The 17,567-nt window shown below is 63.7% G+C and carries 18 protein-coding genes; 10 read left to right on the top strand and 8 right to left on the bottom strand.

Annotation, left to right across the window (positions count from 1 at the left end):
• Nucleotides 1–110: 110 nt before the first annotated feature.
• Nucleotides 111–278, top strand: coding sequence for a hypothetical protein (locus RTQ83_RS16430; protein WP_312516759.1), 168 nt, complete (start codon nt 111–113; stop codon nt 276–278).
• A gap of 451 nt (nt 279–729) precedes the next feature.
• On the opposite strand, the gene fliB is transcribed toward RTQ83_RS16430, so the two are convergent.
• Complete coding sequence (gene fliB, locus RTQ83_RS16425; protein ID WP_312516757.1) at nt 730–1,980, bottom strand: flagellin lysine-N-methylase; 1,251 nt, start codon at nt 1,978–1,980, stop codon at nt 730–732.
• A 292-nt stretch (nt 1,981–2,272) separates the two neighbouring features.
• Here fliB and RTQ83_RS16420 point away from each other — a divergent pair, with 292 nt between their 5' ends.
• The 3 genes from RTQ83_RS16420 to RTQ83_RS16410 all read left to right on the top strand — a co-directional run bounded on the left by RTQ83_RS16420 (nt 2,273) and on the right by RTQ83_RS16410 (nt 5,137).
• The gene (locus tag RTQ83_RS16420; RefSeq protein WP_312516755.1) at nt 2,273–3,142 is read left to right on the top strand and encodes a flagellin; all 870 of its coding nucleotides are present in this window, start codon (nt 2,273–2,275) and stop codon (nt 3,140–3,142) included.
• Between the two features lie 184 nt (nt 3,143–3,326).
• Nucleotides 3,327–4,193, top strand: coding sequence for a flagellin (locus RTQ83_RS16415; protein WP_312516767.1), 867 nt, complete (start codon nt 3,327–3,329; stop codon nt 4,191–4,193).
• Nucleotides 4,194–4,285: 92 nt separating this feature from the next.
• Entirely contained in the window at nt 4,286–5,137 is an 852-nt protein-coding gene (locus RTQ83_RS16410) for a hypothetical protein (protein WP_312516753.1), read from the top strand.
• Nucleotides 5,138–5,218: 81 nt separating this feature from the next.
• Here RTQ83_RS16410 and RTQ83_RS16405 read toward each other — a convergent pair whose 3' ends face one another.
• From RTQ83_RS16405 to RTQ83_RS16375, 7 genes are read right to left on the bottom strand one after another with little or no spacing between them, the layout of a single operon-like run.
• Nucleotides 5,219–7,321 carry a flagellar biosynthesis protein FlhA gene (locus RTQ83_RS16405; RefSeq protein ID WP_312516751.1) on the bottom strand — a complete coding sequence of 701 codons (2,103 nt, stop codon included), beginning with the start codon at nt 7,319–7,321 and terminating at the stop codon, nt 5,219–5,221.
• Nucleotides 7,318–8,457: a flagellar type III secretion system protein FlhB gene (locus RTQ83_RS16400; protein WP_312516749.1), complete on the bottom strand. Its 1,140-nt coding sequence runs from the start codon at nt 8,455–8,457 to the stop codon at nt 7,318–7,320. The genes RTQ83_RS16405 and RTQ83_RS16400 overlap by 4 nt, the downstream gene beginning before the upstream one ends.
• Entirely contained in the window at nt 8,457–9,239 is a 783-nt protein-coding gene (fliR, locus tag RTQ83_RS16395; protein WP_312516747.1) for a flagellar biosynthetic protein FliR, read from the bottom strand. The genes RTQ83_RS16400 and fliR overlap by 1 nt, the downstream gene beginning before the upstream one ends.
• A 4-nt stretch (nt 9,240–9,243) precedes the next feature.
• Nucleotides 9,244–9,513 carry a flagellar biosynthesis protein FliQ gene (gene fliQ / locus RTQ83_RS16390; RefSeq protein ID WP_409456119.1) on the bottom strand — a complete coding sequence of 90 codons (270 nt, stop codon included), beginning with the start codon at nt 9,511–9,513 and terminating at the stop codon, nt 9,244–9,246.
• Nucleotides 9,514–9,531: 18 nt separating this feature from the next.
• Entirely contained in the window at nt 9,532–10,326 is a 795-nt protein-coding gene (fliP, locus tag RTQ83_RS16385; protein ID WP_312516745.1) for a flagellar type III secretion system pore protein FliP, read from the bottom strand.
• Nucleotides 10,323–10,682, bottom strand: coding sequence for a FliM/FliN family flagellar motor switch protein (locus tag RTQ83_RS16380; protein WP_312516743.1), 360 nt, complete (start codon nt 10,680–10,682; stop codon nt 10,323–10,325). The genes fliP and RTQ83_RS16380 overlap by 4 nt, the downstream gene beginning before the upstream one ends.
• Nucleotides 10,682–11,653 (bottom strand): FliM/FliN family flagellar motor switch protein, encoded by a 972-nt coding sequence (locus RTQ83_RS16375; protein ID WP_312516741.1) that lies wholly within the window; start codon nt 11,651–11,653, stop codon nt 10,682–10,684. Before RTQ83_RS16375 ends, RTQ83_RS16380 begins: the two co-directional genes overlap by 1 nt.
• A 326-nt stretch (nt 11,654–11,979) precedes the next feature.
• On the opposite strand from RTQ83_RS16375, the gene RTQ83_RS16370 reads away from it, so the two are divergent.
• From RTQ83_RS16370 to RTQ83_RS16345, 6 genes are read left to right on the top strand one after another with little or no spacing between them, the layout of a single operon-like run.
• The gene (locus tag RTQ83_RS16370; protein ID WP_312516739.1) at nt 11,980–12,324 is read left to right on the top strand and encodes a flagellar hook-basal body complex protein FliE; all 345 of its coding nucleotides are present in this window, start codon (nt 11,980–11,982) and stop codon (nt 12,322–12,324) included.
• 53 nt (nt 12,325–12,377) lie between these two features.
• Nucleotides 12,378–14,096, top strand: a complete 1,719-nt coding sequence (gene fliF / locus RTQ83_RS16365) for a flagellar basal-body MS-ring/collar protein FliF (protein WP_312516737.1) — start codon at nt 12,378–12,380, stop codon at nt 14,094–14,096.
• The gene (locus tag RTQ83_RS16360) at nt 14,080–15,105 is read left to right on the top strand and encodes a FliG C-terminal domain-containing protein (protein WP_312516735.1); all 1,026 of its coding nucleotides are present in this window, start codon (nt 14,080–14,082) and stop codon (nt 15,103–15,105) included. Before fliF ends, RTQ83_RS16360 begins: the two co-directional genes overlap by 17 nt.
• Nucleotides 15,102–15,782 carry a flagellar assembly protein FliH gene (gene fliH, locus RTQ83_RS16355; RefSeq protein ID WP_312516733.1) on the top strand — a complete coding sequence of 227 codons (681 nt, stop codon included), beginning with the start codon at nt 15,102–15,104 and terminating at the stop codon, nt 15,780–15,782. The genes RTQ83_RS16360 and fliH overlap by 4 nt, the downstream gene beginning before the upstream one ends.
• Nucleotides 15,779–17,095, top strand: coding sequence for a flagellar protein export ATPase FliI (gene fliI, locus RTQ83_RS16350; protein WP_312516731.1), 1,317 nt, complete (start codon nt 15,779–15,781; stop codon nt 17,093–17,095). The genes fliH and fliI overlap by 4 nt, the downstream gene beginning before the upstream one ends.
• Nucleotides 17,092–17,538 carry a flagellar FliJ family protein gene (locus RTQ83_RS16345; protein ID WP_312516729.1) on the top strand — a complete coding sequence of 149 codons (447 nt, stop codon included), beginning with the start codon at nt 17,092–17,094 and terminating at the stop codon, nt 17,536–17,538. The genes fliI and RTQ83_RS16345 overlap by 4 nt, the downstream gene beginning before the upstream one ends.
• Nucleotides 17,539–17,567 lie beyond the last annotated feature (29 nt).

Here is a 17,567-nt window from a genome sequence, read left to right as displayed (position 1 = left end):
TGTCTTAAGTAGAAAATTCTACTTCTGATCGCGCTCTTTTTGTGGGGGGATTACCGGATGAGCTCCTGATCAACTACGGAGAAATTACGGAGAGGCGCCCCGAAGCCCGCATGAATACTGTCTTGTTTGTCCAGTCCATCATGGGGGCGACCGACACGCGGCGTCCGGTGGCGGGCTTCATGGGAACAGAAGTCATTGATTGCTTGGGGAAAACGCGCCGTGGGGCGAAGCCGGACATGATAGAGCAAAAAGGGGCCAGTCGTCAGGAGCGGGACTGATCTATCAATGGCCCTGAACGCACCTCGTTATACACAACTCGACAGCAGCCCTATTTCGCGTTAGTGTTTTCACTGCGTGGGCCGAAGTTTGAACATCGCAATTCGTCCCTTATACGCTTCGCACCAGCCTCGCCGTTACCTTTTCTGGCGCCACGATGCAGGTGCCAGAGACAACTAGGTCCTTGCCTGCTTTTAGTTCGACACGGCGTGCCCACAGATGCTGGCGCACGGTACTCGCCTTGACGCCCGTCCGTATGGGCAGGACGAACTCGATGTCACCTAGCGGAGCGTCTTGCAGGTCGCCAGCCAAGCAGAAAAAATTAATCTGGACACGAGAATTAGACTCCGATTCGACCAGGTATTTCAAATTTCATTGACACGTTCAGAACGGCCGTCAGCAAGTTTGAATCAAGGAGAGCCAGCACAGCGATCGAGCGCTGACGATGGACTGTCAGGTACGCAAAAAGCCATACACCTTTTCAAGCTTGCCTAGGCCGCTATTCTTGAGCGCTTGGTTCACTTGGGCGAATCGGAGATCGTGCTGGAAGCGCCGATAGAAAACATGCGCCGTATGTACCAGGACTGTTTCGTCTGGCAAAGTATCTCCGCTATTGCACTGTGCTGCCAGCATCAATCGCAACAGACCAAATTGGGATATCAGCTGCAAGAATGCTTCGTAGGGGCTGTTCCCCTTGAATGGGAAAAGATCGCGAAACATTTCGTTCAACACAAAATGCTCGAGCAAAAATGGCGCTACTTTGAGCGCTTCTGGCAACCGTTTGAGACCCGTCATATATGCTTCGACGATCTGATCATGGCTTGCATGACCAGTTTCAGGATCAGCGCCGAGTCCGCGCGAGATCGCCTTGACGATCGCTTCTTGCACCGGCGATTTCTGTATTGCAGAGTTGGCAGCGAAACCTGCGCCGCTCCAGAGCGAGGCAAACACCACAGCTTGCGAGCGGTAGTCGGGTTGCATGCTCGACAAAGTGGTTTTGATGTCCCCCTGCTCGATCAGAGTAACCGTATTAGCAAGCAGCGAAGGAATCTCAGCTTGCTTGCCCTTCGTTAGCAACTCCGTCAGACATTCGCAAAAGAGACCAAGGACGGCCAGTCTTTCCCATAGTACGAGATCTTCGGTTTTGACCAATTTCAGGCAAAGAATCCTTATCTCGTTCATCAATTCGAGCGACACGCCATGAACTGATCCGACCTTTCCAACCTTTTCCATTCGGACAGTAATCAACTCTTCGGTGAAGTCAAACGCGTCGCGAGATAGCAAGGCCTGGCGCGCGGCTTCTGGGCACGAAAGCGACAATGCCTGCTCATACTGGCCGCCAAAATTGCGCGAATGGCGAGGGAAGGAGAAACAGGTGTGCGACAAATAGCTCTCATTCAGGTTTTTCTGAACAGAGCACAGTCCTTGCTGAGTAAAAGGACAGGCTCCGGATTCGGAGTCCAGCTTGATACGTGCATAGTTGTCAGGCGTTGCCTGGCTGTGCTGATGCGATAAAGACTTCACGACATTGGAACGCAGCTCAGGATGCTTTACTTCCCGGTAGGCTTTGAACGTTTTCTTGTCGATCGTGACAGCCCATCCTCTGCAACAAGTATCCTCGCACTCCGCACCGATGCAGCGGAAACGCTCGACATAGCGCGGAAGCAAAGCAGGAAGGGTACGCGTCTGATGCAGAATTTTCATGAAGGGAGAGCATGTGAGGAGCGAGCCTGAAATGCTACCCTACGGAAACATCCTACTCAAGCTGTAAATGGTTGAGCTGTATCTATCTCGCGATCAAAGTAGCTAGAGTTGTTTAATTGCTTACAAAACAGCTACGTTGCAAGTCATGCCTTGTGTCGTGTAGATGTATCCGGTTCCACGAAAAAATATTTCTGTGTGGAACTTAATTTGATCTCCAAAACGGTCGCCCTGTTCCATTGAGCGCGTGACGAGCGCAATCTGCCGAGACACTTACCCAATTTAGGAATTCACCATGCTGAGCCTTCACACCAACGCTGCAACCCTTTCCGCACAAAATTCGATTAGCCGCACTCAAGCGTCCCTTTCGACCTCGATGACCCGCCTGTCGACAGGTTACCGCATCAATTCGGCAATGGACGATGCTGCCGGCCTGCAGATCGCAACCCGCCTGAAAGCCCAAACTAGCGGCATGTCTGTCGCGATGCGCAATACCCAGAATTCGACCTCGATGCTGCAGACTGCTGAAGGCGCCCTCGACGAAGTTACCAACATGCTGGTACGTATGAAGGACCTGGCTACCCAGGCTTTCGACGCCTCGTCGACTGCGGACGACAAAACCGCGATGCAGGCTGAATACAACCAGCTTGGCACCGAGCTCAACAATATCATGACCAAAACCACCTTCGGCGGCAAGGAGTTGCTGATCGGCGGCACCCTTGGTACTGCTACTGGCATGAAGTTCCAGATTGGTGCCAGCGCGGCCGAAACCATGACCCTCGACCTGTCCGGTTCGATGGGTGCAACGGGTTCGCTGAATACCGCGCTGGGAAATGCTTCGAAGGCCTACAAGGCTACTGCAGGCGACGAACTGACCGCAGCCGGCGCAACCAACGCTATTATCACCACGCTCAGCACCGCGATCGACAGCGTTGCAACTGTTCGTTCGAGCCTGGGCGCCGCAGCCAATCGCCTCGACCACGTCTATAACAACCTCGCCAATATCAGCACCAATACCAAGAACGCAACCGGCCGCATCATGGACGTCGACTTCGCCACCGAATCGGCGAACATGACCTCCAACCAGATGCTGATGCAAGCCGGCACCGCGATGCTGAAGCAGACCAATAGCATGTCGTCGATGGTCATGTCGCTGCTGCAGTAATCACAGACCTTACCAAGTCAGCAGATGGGCATGTACGCCAGCCGGTTGACGGCTGGCGTTTTCGTTTCTCGACAACAAACAATAAATATTTCCAAGAAGCACTTAATGAAATAGTCGTCAAAGTCGCCTTGTACTTGTGAGAGCAGCTGAACTGCTCGTTAACCGACCTTATATTGGAGCTGACATGCTGAGCCTTCATACCAACGCTGCGACCCTTTCCGCACAAAATTCGATTAGCCGTACCCAGGCGTCCCTCTCGACCTCGATGACCCGCCTGTCGACGGGCTACCGTATCAACTCGGCAATGGATGATGCTGCCGGCCTGCAGATCGCAACCCGCCTCAAGGCCCAGACCAGCGGTATGTCTGTCGCGATGCGCAACACCCAGAATTCGACGTCGATGCTGCAAACGGCTGAAGGTGCGCTCGACGAAGTCAGCAACATGCTGGTGCGCATGAAGGACCTCGCCACCCAGGCTTTCGATGCTTCGTCCACCGATGCGGACAAAGACGCCATGCAATCCGAATACTCGCAGCTTGGCGCCGAGATCAAGAACATCATGACCAAAACCACGTTTGGCGGCAAAGAACTGCTGATTGGCGGCACCATCGGCAAGACCGGCGGCATGACCTTCCAGATCGGCGCTAGCGCGGGCGAAACCATGTCGCTCGACCTGGAAGCGTCGATGAAGACCGGCGGCACCCTCGACAAGGCTCTGGAGGATGTAGCATTAGGTTACAAGGACGGGACCGTCGGCACCGAACTGAAAGCAACTGCGAACACCATCATCACCACCATCAGCGGTGCGATCGACAGCGTCGCGACCATCCGTTCAAGCCTGGGCGCCGCGGCCAATCGCCTCGACCACGTCTATAACAACCTTGCCAATATCAGCACCAATACCAAGAACGCAACCGGCCGCATCATGGACGTCGACTTCGCCACCGAATCGGCGAACATGACCTCCAACCAGATGCTGATGCAAGCCGGCACCGCGATGCTGAAGCAGACCAACAGCATGTCGTCGATGGTCATGTCGCTGCTGCAGTAATATCGGACTTACCGGGCTGATCCAGCCTGGCCCCGCACATGGCCAACCGCAGTCGGGTTGGCCATTTTTCGTTTCTTACAGCGAGCACGATCATGGCCATTTCGATTCCCGCCGTCCTGCTGCATCCTCCTACGCCGGCCACGGCTGGTGGTCCGTTCGGCGCCGTCGCGGCAGTTGCGCCGGCGGCGCTGCTGGCGGCGGGAGACAATCCAACGCCGCTGCCGTTCTCGCAAGCACTCCCCGCCCAGGCCTCGGCCGCCACAGCGCAGCCTGCTGCAAGCGCCGCTGCGCTACAGGAAACGGCCGCGATGCGCCCCGACCAGGTGATACTGGCGCGCCAGCTGGCCTATCCTGCAGTCACGGGCGAAGCGCTGGCCGGCAACTGGCGCTCCACGGTGCGCACCTACGGCGCGCTGGTAACGGCGCGCGAGATCCAGGCCGGCGCCGGACATTTATCGCCAGCGCAAATGGCAGCAGCCCAGGAAGGCCGCGTCGTGCGTTCGCCAGAGCAGCACAGCATACCGCCAGACGCCTGGCGCTTCACGGTACACACGGGCGACCGCCACGCGCACACGCTGCAGGTGGTGCCCGACGAGCGCACGCCGGGCCAGGGCCGGCGCCGGCGTGCGGCACTGCGCCTGGTGCTCGAACTCGAGGATGGCGTGCACATCGTGGTGCAAGTGAAGGCCTTACCTGGCGGCATTGGGATCGAACTGTGCGCGCCGAATCGGCTTTACCTGGAACGCCTGGAAAACCTGAAGCCGGTGCTGGAAACCGCGGTCGCCAAGGCCGGCATGCGCGTGGTGCGCTGGGACCTTCGAACTACCCTGCCGGCCGGCCGGGTACATGCCAGCGCGTCGCTGGCAGAAGCGGCCGATGCGCTCACTGAGCCGGTGTTTCGCGCGCTGGCCGAACTTGCGCTGGTGCTGCCGCGCAGTAACTGAACGGCCTGCGTGCCCGCTGTAACACGGCGCTTGCAACAGGCGCTGGCGCGCAGAGCGCGCCGTCCACTGTCCGGCAGGCGGTCAGCCGACCGTCCCGACGATCGACACGTCGCGGTTCTCGGGAATCTCGTTATACGACAGCACGTGCAGGCCGGGTGCGAACAGGCGCGCGTAACGCGCCAGCAGCGGCCGCACCTGCGGCAGCACCAGCAAGAGCGGCGGCGTGTGCTGCCCTTTCATCTGCTCGCGCGCCACCGGCATGTTGATCTGCAGCTGCGACAGCAGTTGCGGGTCGATCGGGTAATTGTCCAGCGCCACCTTGCCGCCGCCGTTCTGCCGTGCCTGGTTCAGTGAACCGAGCAGCATGTTTTCCAGTTCGGCCGACAGGTTAAAGGCCGGCATGTCCTTCTTCTTGCCGTACAGGTTCGACACGATCTGGCGCCGCAGCGCGCAGCGCACCTCGGCCGCCAGCAGGATCGGGTCCTTGGTGGTTTCCGAGCTGTCCAGCAGCGTGGTAGCGATCACCACGATGTCCTTGAGCGACACGTTTTCGGCCAGCAGCACGCGGAACACGCGCAGCAGCTGGGTGTGGGTCAGCGCCTTGTCCAGCGCCGCCGCCAGCTTGGGCGATAAGGCCGTCAGGCGCTCAAGGATCGCCGGCACGTCTTCGTGGCGGAACAACTCGTGCAGGTAGTCGCGCACCACTTTCGAGGTGTGGGTCGCGATCGCCGACGGCGCCTCGATCACCTGGTAACCGAGGCCCAGTGCATGCGCCTTCTGGTCGGGCGTGATCCAGGTGATGGCCATGCCGTAGGCCGGCTCGATGCCGGGAATGCCATCGAGTTCGCCGTACACGTTGGGCGACGGGATCGCCAGCAGGTGGTCGGGCACGATCTCGGCCTCGGCCACCACCACGCCCGACAGGCTGATCGCGTACTGGGTCGGACGCAGCGCCAGGTCGTCGCGCACCGTGATTGGGGGCAGCAGCATGCCCATCTGCTCGGACAGGCTCTGGCGCACACCCTTGATGCGTTTCGCCAGCGGCTCGCCCTGAGCCTTGTCCAGCATACCGACCAGCTTGTAGCCCACCGCCACCGTCACCGGCTGCACCACGGGCAGCGCCTGCCAATCGAGTTCGGCCACCCGCTCTTCGCGCAGCGCGGCTTCGATTTTCGCCACGCCCGCATCGTCGGGCGCCTTGACCCGCTGCGACAGCTTCCAGCCGACGAACACGAGCACCCCGGCCGCGACCGTAAAGAACCACCACGGCATGCCCGGCACGATGGCCATGATGAACATCACGCCGGCTGCCGAGTACAGCACCGGCGGCTGGGCCAGCAGCTGGTCGCCGACCTGCTTGTCGAGGTCACCCGACTCGCCGATGCGGGTCACCAGGATCGCCGCGGCGGCCGACAGCAGCAGCGCCGGGATCTGGGCCACCAGGCCGTCACCGATGGTCAGCAAGGCGTAGACGCGGAACGCTTCGCCCATCGGCAGGCCGTGCATCAGGGCGCCGATCGCAACGCCGCCGATCAGGTTGATGATCAGGATCAGGATCGAGGCCACGGCGTCGCCGCGCACGAATTTCGAGGCGCCGTCCATGGCGCCGTAGAAGTCGGCCTCGGAGGCGACGTCCTTGCGCCGTTTGGTGGCCTGCTCCTGGTTGATCAGGCCCGCATTCAGGTCGGCGTCGATCGCCATCTGCTTGCCCGGCAGCGCGTCCAGCGTGAAGCGCGCCGACACTTCCGAAATGCGCTCGGCGCCCTTGGTGACGACGATGAAGTTGATGATCATGAGGATCACGAACACCACCAGGCCGACCACGAAGTTGCCGCCGATGACCACGTTGCCGAACGATTCGATCACCTGGCCGGCCGCATGCGTACCTTCATGACCGTGCAGCAGCACCACGCGCGTGGAGGCGACGTTGAGCGCCAGGCGCATCAGCGTGGTGCCCAGGATCACGGTCGGGAACACCGAGAAGTCGAGCGGACGCTTGGCCGTCACCGCCACCAGGATCACGATCAGCGCCAGCACGATATTGAACGTGAACAGCACGTCGAGCAGGATCGGCGGCAGCGGCAGGATGATCATCGCCAGCAGCGCGATCAGGAACGCCGGCGCCGCGAACTTCTGGCGCCGCAGTTGGCTCACAAAAGCGTTGAAGTTGTTGGTGAAATTCATGCTTGGGCCTCACTCAGGTGAGATGGAACGACCACCTCGTTGGGGAACCGCGGCGGCGCCTGGCGCCTGCCTGCGCGGAACGCATTCAGTTGTAAAACGTAGTTCAGTACCTGCGACACCGCCTGGTACAGCGCGGCCGGAATCTGCTGCTGCACCTGGCTGGTGTTGTAGATCGCGCGCGCCAGCGGCGGCAGTTCGAGCGTCTCGATCCGGTGTTCGCGCGCCACGCTCTTGATGTACAGCGCCATCTCGTCCACGCCCTTGGCCACCACGAACGGGGCTTCGGCACGGTCGACGTCATACTTCAAGGCCACCGCGTAGTGCTCGGGGTTGACGATCACCACGTCGGCGGTCGGCACCGAGTTGCGCACGCTGCGCTGCGCCAGTTGCTGCTGCAGCTGGCGGATGCGCTGCTTGACTTCCGGCTTGCCCTCGTTGCTCTTGTGTTCTTCCTTGATCTCCTGCTTGCTCATGCGCTGGTTGCGCATGAACAGGAAATGCTGCACCGGCACGTCGATCAGCGCGAACACCACGAACACCGCCACCATCGCCATCAGGCCGTCGAACATCAGGCCGGCGCCGTGGGCCAGCGCGTCACCCAGCGCCATGCGCTGCAGCTCCAGGTAGGCCTTGGTGCCGCCGCTGCACACGAACCACAGCACGACGCCGAGCATGATCGCCTTGCCGGCCGAGGTGGCGAAACCGATCCAGTGCTTCTGCCCGAACAGGTTGCCCAGGTTGGTCATGGGACTCAAGCGGCTGAACTTCGGCTGCATGTTCTTGGTAGTGGCGATCCAGCCGCCCGGCACCAGCGAGGCGACGATCACCGCGCCCGGCACCGCCAGCAGCGGCAGTACCATTTTTATCAAGAGCATCAGGGCGGCGCCGAACACGACCGACAGCGCGTTCTCCATCGAGCCGGCTTCACCCAGCGGCGCGAACACCATGCGGAACAGGGTGCGCAGCTGCTCCAGGTAGGACGGCAGCATCAGCGCGAACAGCTTCAGGCTGATCAGGATGCCAACCGCCGTGGCCAGGTCGCGCGAACGCACCACCTGCCCTTCCTGGCGCGCCTTTTTCAGTTTCTGCGCTGAGGGCTTTTCGGTCTTGTCGCCACCGGTGCCGTTGTCGGCCATCAGCGCGCTCCTTGGCTATTGACCATCTGCTGCTGCAGCATTTCGAGGATCTGGTTGGTCATCGCGATGTAATGCTCGGGCATGAAGCGCACCAGCTGGATCAGCATCAGGAGGCCGAAGATCGTCACCAGCGAAAAGCCGAGCGAGAACAGGTTCAGGCTCGGCGCCACGCGGTTGAGGAAGCCGAAGCCGATCTGCACCACCATGGTCGAGAACACGATCGGCAGCGCCAGCAGCATCGCCGCCGAAAACACCCAGCCCAGGTTCAAGGCGACCGCTTCGAGCAGCATCGGCTGCCAGCCGGCGCCCACTGGCCAGGCGCGAAAGCTCTGGCCCAGCACCGCGGTCAGGACCAGGTGGCCGTCGATGGCGAAGAACACCAGCATCGCCACCAGCGACATCAGGCCCGAGATCACGTCCGAGGTCTGGCCGTTGACCGGGTCGTTCATCTGCGCCAGCGAGAAGCCGATCTGGCTCGAAGCCAGAAAACCGAGCATGCTGACCGCGGCCATCGCGAACTGCAGCGCCAGTCCCAGCACGGCGCCGATCACGGCCTGCTCGAACATCACCAGCACGCCGGTGAGCGAAAACGGGTCGGGCATGGCGCTAGCGCGGGTCAGGGGCAGCATCAGGAACGACAGCACCACGGCCAGCAGCGCGCGCACCGGAATCGGCACCGTGCCGTCGCCCAGCACCGGGGCGGTCGACATCATGGCCATGATGCGGCAGAACGGCCACCACAGCGCGCCGATCAGGGGCAGCAGGAAGCCGGCCAGCTCCATGGATTCAGGCCACCAGCGTCGCGGCGCGCTGGAATACCGAGACGCAGTAATCCATCAGCGTGGTGGTCATCCAGTGGCCGGCCAGGATCACCGCCAGCAGCGTGATCAGGAGGCGCGGCAGGAAGCTGAGGGTCTGTTCGTTGATCTGGGTGGCGGCCTGGAACAGCGCCACCACCAGGCCGGTCAGCAGGCCGGGGATGACCAGCACCATCACCAGCAGCATCACGATCTGCAGGGCTTCGACCACCAGGTCGACGGCGATATCGGGACTCATGATTATCCGGTTCCGGTTCTAATAGCCGTGGATGCTGGTCACCAGCGTGTTCACGGTCAGGGTCCAGCCGTCGACCAGCACGAACAGCAGCAGCTTGAACGGCAGCGAGATCACCAAGGGAGACAGCATCATCATCCCCATCGCCATCAGCACCGACGACACCACCAGGTCGATGATCAGGAACGGGATGAACAACATGGCGCCGATCTGGAACGCGGTCTTCAGTTCGGACAGCACGAAGGCGGCCAGCTTGACCGGGAAGCTGTGCAGCTCGGGCCGGGCCTGTTCGGCTTCGCCGGCCAGGCGCGCCACCTGTGCCAGCGACGCCTTGCTGGTCTGGGCCAGCATGAAGCGCGAGACCGGCACTTCGGCGATGCGCAGCGCCTGCTCGAGGCCGATCTGGTCGCGGTCGTACGGCAGGAAGGCCTTGGTCCAGACTTCCTCGCCGATCGGGCGCATCACCAGCATGGTCAGGATCAGGGCGATGCCGGTGATGACGCGGCTCGGCAAACCCTGCTGCAGGCCGAGGGCCTGGCGCAGCAGCGACAGCACGATCACGAAGCGGGTGAAGCTGGTCATCATCATGACCATCACGGGCAGCAGCCCGAGCAGGGTCATGAGCACCAGGATCTGCGACTTGACGCTCATCCCGCTGTTCGTGGCCGAGGCGGTGCCCGACAGGACATTCGACAGCACGTCCTGCTGCTGGGCCGCGACCGGCAAAGCGGCAACGGCCAGCAGCGCGCCGCCGATCCATGGCGCGGCGCGGCGCCGGAGCGATGCGCCCCGGGCGCCGCGGTGCGTCGATGTCATGGTGCCAGCATGTCCAGGTTCAGGCCGTCGAGGTCGATCACCTTCAGGCCATACTGTTCGCCGGCCACCACCACTTCGGCGCGGCCGATCGGGGTGCCGTTGACCTTGATCACCAGCGGCTCGCCAGCCAGCGAATCGAGCGGCAGCACCGACGATGGCTGGATCGCCATCAGCTCCTGCAGCGAGACGCGGGTCGAGCCGACTTCGAGGGTCAGGGTGACGGGGATGCGGCGCATCATCTGCGGCAGCGAGCGGCCCGGGTTGCGGGCGGCCGGCGCAGCGTCAAGGCCGAGGCCATCCAGGTCGTCGATGATCACGTCGCCGCCGGTGAGTTGCTCGTTCAGGTTCATGTCCATTATTCGGCATCTTCAAATGAGGTTAAACACAGCTTGCCCTTGTGTTCGGCCACGGCGGCCGTGAACAGGCGGGCATCGTCGAGCAGCACGTCGGCGCGGCCGACCGAGACCGGGATCACATCGCCGACCTTCAGCGCGAACAGCGCCGCCAGCGTGACTTCCTTGCTCACCAGGCGGCCATCGAGCCTGACGTTCAGGGTCGATGCCAGCGGCTCGCCCGGCATGCGCGGTCCGCGCCCGCCGGGCTTGTCGGCCATCAGGCCCTGCAGCACGTGGGCCATCAGGGCGTGGTCGAGGGCAATCCAGATCTGGCCGTCCTGAGAGGCCGGGGCCGCCACTGGCAACGCAGCATTTTCGGCCGGGGTGTCGCCATCAGCGGTAACAGCGGTCGGAACAGCAGCCGGCGCACCAGGCGCTCCATAGGGCGCACGCAGCACCACACGCAGCACCCACTCGGCCTTGCCCGGCGCGCTGGCCGGGACCACGCTAGCGCGCCCGGCATTGACGCCGGACAGCGGCGTGGCTTCGGCGCCGGCCGCGGCCAGCCCTTCGGCCACGCGCACGTCGAGCAGGCCAGCCAGTTGCTGGGCCAGGGTGGCGGCCAGGCGTTCTTCGGTGGCGGTGACGCGCTCGGCGCCGGGATCGCGGCCGACCGCGGCCGGCGTATTGCGGGCATAGCGTCCTTCCAGCAAGCCCAGCAGCAAAGCGCGCTCGAAGGCGACCGCGGCCATGCCATACGGACCGTTCACGCCCAGCCAGCGCAGGCCGCGTTCGTCGGGAGCACGCTCGAAGGACAGGCCGACCAGGCGCCAGGCGCCCCAGTAACGGCGGCCGGCGGGCGACGCCACGGCGGCGCCCAGCGTTTCGGCCAGCCGGTTGGCGAAAGCCGGCAACAGGTGCACCGGACGCCCCAGCAGGCAGGGGTCCAGGACCTGGAATTCACGCGCACGCACAGGTGGATTGATGGGCATTTTTATTAACTAGGAATTAATAAGGGATGATTTTTTTTCATTCCACACGGCAACTATTATACAGGGAAGTTGCCAGCTAAAACCTTGACATTCTTCTTTGATTTATCACTTGCCCTACGGTAAGATTGCACTGTCGCATCGCAACATAAACGCTGTTGCCCTCCAGGTTCAGAGGCGAAAGCGGCGAAGGGCCGCAACAGAAGCACAGGAATAAAACGGCCGTTCGTTGACAACGATTTCACAAAGTTTCGTCAACTCAGGCTTTTACACGGCAGAAATAGTTAGTTTCTGTCGCGATCAAACAACAACGTTGAATGGGAACCACGATGGCAACTGAACTCGCCGGCCTGATCCGGGCCGACCTGGCACAACTGACCAACGACGCAAATCGCCTGGCGATCGCGCCGGCCTTCGAGCTGCCGGCCGCCGGCGCAGGTGCCAACGAAGGCGCCTTCTCGTTCACCCAGACCATGAAGAACGCGCTCGACCGCGTCGATGCCGAAGACCAGGCCGCCGGTGCGCGCGTAGCCGCGGTCGATGCCGGCAAGAGCGACGACCTGGTCGGCGCCATGCTGGCCAGCCAGCAAGCCAGCCTGTCGTTCTCGATGCTGGTGCAGGTGCGCAACAAGGTGATGGGCGCCGTCGACGAACTGATCAAGCTGCCGGTCTGACCGCGTTACCGGTCTCACTGCCTGCCGATCTCACTACTTAAGCGAAGTCACCCGTGATCTCCACTCTCAAGTCCGCCTTCGGCGGCAAGCTCGCGCTGCCGGCGCTGCCGCCCGCGGTGCGCAACAACCTGCCCCTGGTGCTCGGCCTGGCCGTGGCCGTTACCGCCGCCGTCATGATGTACCTGTGGCAGGACCAGTCCAGCTACAAGCCGGTGTTCGGCGCGCGCGAACGGGTCGCCGCCAGCGACATGATGAGCGTGCTCGAAGCCGAACAGATCCCCTACCGCGTCCATCCCGACAGCGGCCAGGTGATGGTGCCGTCCGGCGAACTGGGCAAGGTGCGCATGCTGCTGGCCGCCAAGGGCGTCACTGCCCAGCTGCCGGCCGGTCTCGAGCTGATGGACCGCAACGACCCGCTCGGCGTGTCGCAGTTCGTGCAGGACGTGCGCTTCCGCCGCGGCCTGGAAGGCGAACTGGCGCAGAGCATCCTGACCATGGACGCGATCGCCAGCGCGCGCGTGCACCTGGCGATCGCCAAGTCGAGCTCGTTCGTGGCCGGCGCCGGCGTGGCGGACGGCTCCTCGGCGTCGGTGGTGGTGGCGATGAAGCTGGGCCGCACCCTGTCCAACGAACAGATCGCCGCGATCGTCAACCTGGTCTCGGGCAGCGTCTCGGGCCTCAAACCGCAGCGCGTGTCGCTGGTCGACCAGGCAGGCAACTACCTGTCCTCGCGCGTCGATCTGGCCGACGGCTTCGACGGCGCCGCCCAGGGCGACGCCGCCGCCAAGCACTACAGCGACGACGTGCGCAGCAACGTCAACGAACTGCTGGCCCCGATCCTCGGCGCGGCCAACTACAAGGTCAGCGTCACCGCCGAAGTCGACAACGACCGCATCGAAGAGACCACCGAAAAATACGGCGAAGCCCCGAAAGTCACCAGCGAAGCGATGCGCGAAGAGATGGAGCGCAACCGCATGGCGCTGGGCGTGCCGGGCACGCTGTCGAACCGTCCGCCGGTGCAAACTGATGCGGCGGCGCAGAACGCCGATGGTGGCGCCGCCAAGCCGGAAGACGGCAGCGCGCGCAAGAACGCCACCACCCGCCAGTACGCCTACGACCGTGCCATCACCCAGATCAAGCGCTCGCGCGGACGCCTGAAGAAACTGTCGGTGGCGGTGGTGCTGAACAACGCCAGCGCGGCCGACGCCAAGGCCTGGACCCCGGCCGAACTGGCCAACATCGAAAAGATCCTGACCGGCGGCCTGGGCATCAGCGCCGCGCGCGGCGACGTGCTCGCCGTATCGAGCCTGACCTTCCCGGCGGCGCCGGTGGCCCAGGAATGGTGGCAGGAACGCGACAACGTGGTCGACATGACGAGCTGGGCGATGTACCTGATCGGCGCCATCGTCGCCTACTTCCTGCTGCTGCGTCCGCTGCTGCGCGCGGTGACCGGCCGCCTGGCACCGCAGCCGCCGCTGGCGCCTGCCATGCCGGCGCTGCCGGGTGCGGGCGGTGCTGCTGCTGCCACCCCTTCCCTGCCGGCAGGCGCCACTGCCGCCCCTGCCCTGGCCGCGCCGGAAGGCAGCGCAACTGCCGCCGCCGGCGGTCCGGGCGCGGTGGTGCCGCTGCTCGAAAACTACGACCTGCCGCCGAGCGGTTCGCCGGTCGACGTGATGGTCGACCACCTGAAAGTCCTGGCCGGCAAAGAGCCCGAGCGCGTTGCCGAAGTCGTCAAACAATGGGTACAGAAAAAACATGGCCGACCTGAATAATTTCGACGACGACGAGAACGTCGTCCTCAGCCCGGTCGAACAGGCCGCCATCGTGCTGCTGTCGATCGGCGAAGAACAGGCCGCGGCGGTGCTGCGCTGCCTCGAGCGCGACGAACTGATGGAACTGACCCAGGTGATGTCGCGCATGAGCGGCATCAAGGTCGATACCGTCAAGTCGGCGCTGCAGAACTTCTTCGACGACTACCGCCAGCAGAGCGGCCTGCACGGCGCCTCGCGCAGCTACCTGAAGCGCTCGCTCGATCTGGCGCTCGGCAGCGATATCGCCAACAGCGTGCTCAACACGATCTATGGCGACGCGATCCGCCCGATGATGGCGCGCCTGCAGTATGCCTCGCCCAAGTGGCTGGCCGAATTCGTCTCCAGCGAGCACGTGCAGATGCAGGCGGTATTCCTGGCCTTCCTGCCGCCGGCGCTGGCCTCCCAAATTCTGGAAGCGCTGCCTCTGGAGGGTCGAGAGTTGGTACTGCTGAACATGGCGCGCCTCGACGAAATCGACCGCGACGTGCTGCACGAGCTGGAAGAGCTGGTGGCGCGCTGCCTGGCGGCGCTCGACACGCAAAGCGCCAGCGTCGAAGGCGTGCGCCAGGTGGCCGATATCCTGAATCGCCTGCAGGACAACCGCACCGGCATGGTCGAACTGCTGCGCGCGCACGATCCGGAAGTGGTCAACAAGATCGAGATGTCGATGTACGACTTCTTCATCCTGTCGCGCCAGACCGAACAGGTCATCACGCGCCTGCTGGACGAAGTGCCGCTCGAGCAGTGGGCGATCGCGCTGAAAGGCGCCGAAGCGCCGCTGCGCGACGCGGTCCTGAGCGCGATGCCGAAACGCCAGGCGCAAAGCTTCGAAGACCTGATGCGCCGTTCCGGTCCGGTGCCGATGTCGCGCATCGAACAGACCCGGCGCGAGATCATGGCCACCGTCAAGGAACTCGCCGACGCCGGCGAGATCGATATCCAGCTGTTTGCCGAGGCGACCGCCGAATGAAGCAGTTCCGGTCCTATCACTTCCCGCCGCTGCACCAGTTCAGCGCGGCGCGTCCGCAAGGCGCCGGCGCGCCGGGCTCGAATTCGGCCGAAGAGTGGCAGAGCGCCCTGGCCGACGGCTACCGCCAGGGCCAGCGCGAAGGCTACGAGGCCGGCCTGGACCAGGGCCGCGCCGAAGGCGTGCCGCAGGGCCGGGCCGAAGGCCTGCAGCGTGGCATCGAGGAAGGACGTGCCATGGCGCTGGAGCAATTCGAGCAGCTTTCGAAGCCAATCGACAGCATGCTGAGAAGCCTCAAAAAATTGAAAACCGACCTGCGCGCGGCCCAACGCAACGAAGTGGTCGAGCTGGTCGGCAAGATCGCGCGCCAGGTGATCCGCGCAGAACTGGCGCTGCAGCCGGTGCAGCTGCTGGCGCTGGTCGAGGAAGCGCTGTCGGTGATGCCGCCGTCGCGCGAGCAGGTCGAGGTGTTCCTGAATCCCGAAGAACTGCGCCGCGTGCTGGAGCTCGATCCGAAACGCGCCAAGAAATGGACGCTGCTGCCCGACCCTGCCCTTGAGCCGGGCGAATGCCGCGTGCGCGCGGGCGACCATGAAGTCGACGCCGGCTGCCAGGGCCGCCTGGCAGCGGTGATGGAACAGGTCGAAGAGCAGTTGCTGTCGGAGGAGCCGCAGGCATGATGGCCCTGGCCGACTCGCTGCGCGCGCTCGATATCGGCACGGTTCCGGTGGCCACGCCCACCGGCCGCCTGGTCGGCGCCCAGGGACTGTTGCTCGAGTCGGTTGGCTGCCGCCTGCACACCGGCCAGCGCTGCCGCATCGAGACGGTTGACGGCGAGTGGCTCGACGCCCAGGTGGTCGGTTTTCGCGACAAGGTGTCGTACCTGATGCCGTTCAAGAAGGCGGCAGGATTATCCACCGGCGCGCGCGTGCTGCCGGTGCAGGAAAAGAACGATCTGATGATCGGCCCTTCCTGGCTGGGCCGCATGGTCAATGGCCTGGGCGAGCCGATCGACGGCCTGGGACGCCTGGGCGGCGACCAGCCATTATCCAGCACCCCGCCGCGCGTCAATCCGTTGAAGAAGACGCCGGTCGAGCAGCCGCTCGACGTTGGCGTGCGCGCGATCAACAGCATGCTCACGATCGGTAAAGGGCAACGGGTCGGCCTGATGGCCGGTTCCGGCGTCGGCAAGTCGGTGCTGCTGGGCCTGATCACGCGCCAGACCGTGGCCGACGTGATCGTGGTCGGTCTGATCGGCGAACGTAACCGCGAAGTGCGTGAGTTCGTCGAGCGCTCGCTCGGTCCGGAAGGTCTGAAGCGCGCGGTACTCGTTGTGGCCCCGGCCGACGAAAGCCCCTTGATGCGGGTGATGGCGACCGAGATGTGCCACGCGGTGGCGGCGCACTACCGCGACCGCGGCCAGAACGTGCTGCTGCTGTGCGATTCGCTGACGCGCTACGCGATGGCGCTGCGCGAAGTCGCGCTGTCGCTGGGCGAGCCGCCGGCCACGCGCGGCTATCCGCCGTCGGTGTTCTCGAATTTGCCGCAGCTGGTGGAATCAGCGGGGAATGGAGAAAATCCTCAAGGAAGCATGAGCGCCATCTACACGGTGCTGGCCGAGGGCGACGACCAGCAGGATCCGGTGGTCGATTCGGCGCGCGCCATCCTTGACGGCCACATCGTGCTGACGCGCGAACTGGCCGAGCGCGGCCATTATCCGGCGATCGACGTGGCGCAGTCGATCTCGCGCTGCATGGCGCAGGTGGTGGGCCAGGAACACGCGCTGGCCGCGCGCAAGCTCAAAGCCGCGCTGGCGAAACATGCACGCGTGCGCGACCTGATCCCGCTCGGTGCTTACGTGCCGGGCGCCGATCCCGAGACCGACCGCGCGGTGGCGCTGCAGCCGCACATCGAAGCCTTCCTGTGCCAGGGCACGCGCGAAGCCGCGCCAATGCAGGGCTGCGTCGACCAGTTGAAAGCGATGATGGCATGAGCAAGCACAACACCATCGACAGCCTCGGCACCCTGGTGCAGCTGCGCTCGACCCAGGTCGAACGGCTGCAGCGCGAACTGGCCAGCCAGGAAGCGACCCGGGTGCGCTACCAGAACAATCTGCAGCGCCTGACCAGCCTGGCGCACGGCAGCGGCGCATCGGGTGCCAGCGTGGCCCTGGCGCCGGCACTGGCCCTGAACTGCGGCGCCTACAAGCAGGACGTGCTGGCTCTGGCCGACAGCCACCGGGTCGACCTGCAGCTGCACGAAGCGAACATGGCGGTCGCGCAGCGCCGCGTGCACGAGGCCTGGGCCAAACGTGAACTGCTGGGCAAGGTGCTCGAGCGCGCCCAGGATGCGCTGGCGCTGGACCAGGAACGTGCGACCCGCAAGCGCGAAGACGATATCGCCACCCAGTCGTGGATGGCGGGACGGGCGGCCTGACGGCCCTCACCCACAACAAGGAGAATACA

Origin of the sequence: Massilia sp. (genome assembly GCF_031995545.1) — a bacterium.
Lineage (GTDB): Bacteria > Pseudomonadota > Gammaproteobacteria > Burkholderiales > Burkholderiaceae_D > Telluria.
Note: the sequence above shows the minus strand (reverse complement) of the source record. Positions and strands in the feature narration are given on the sequence as shown.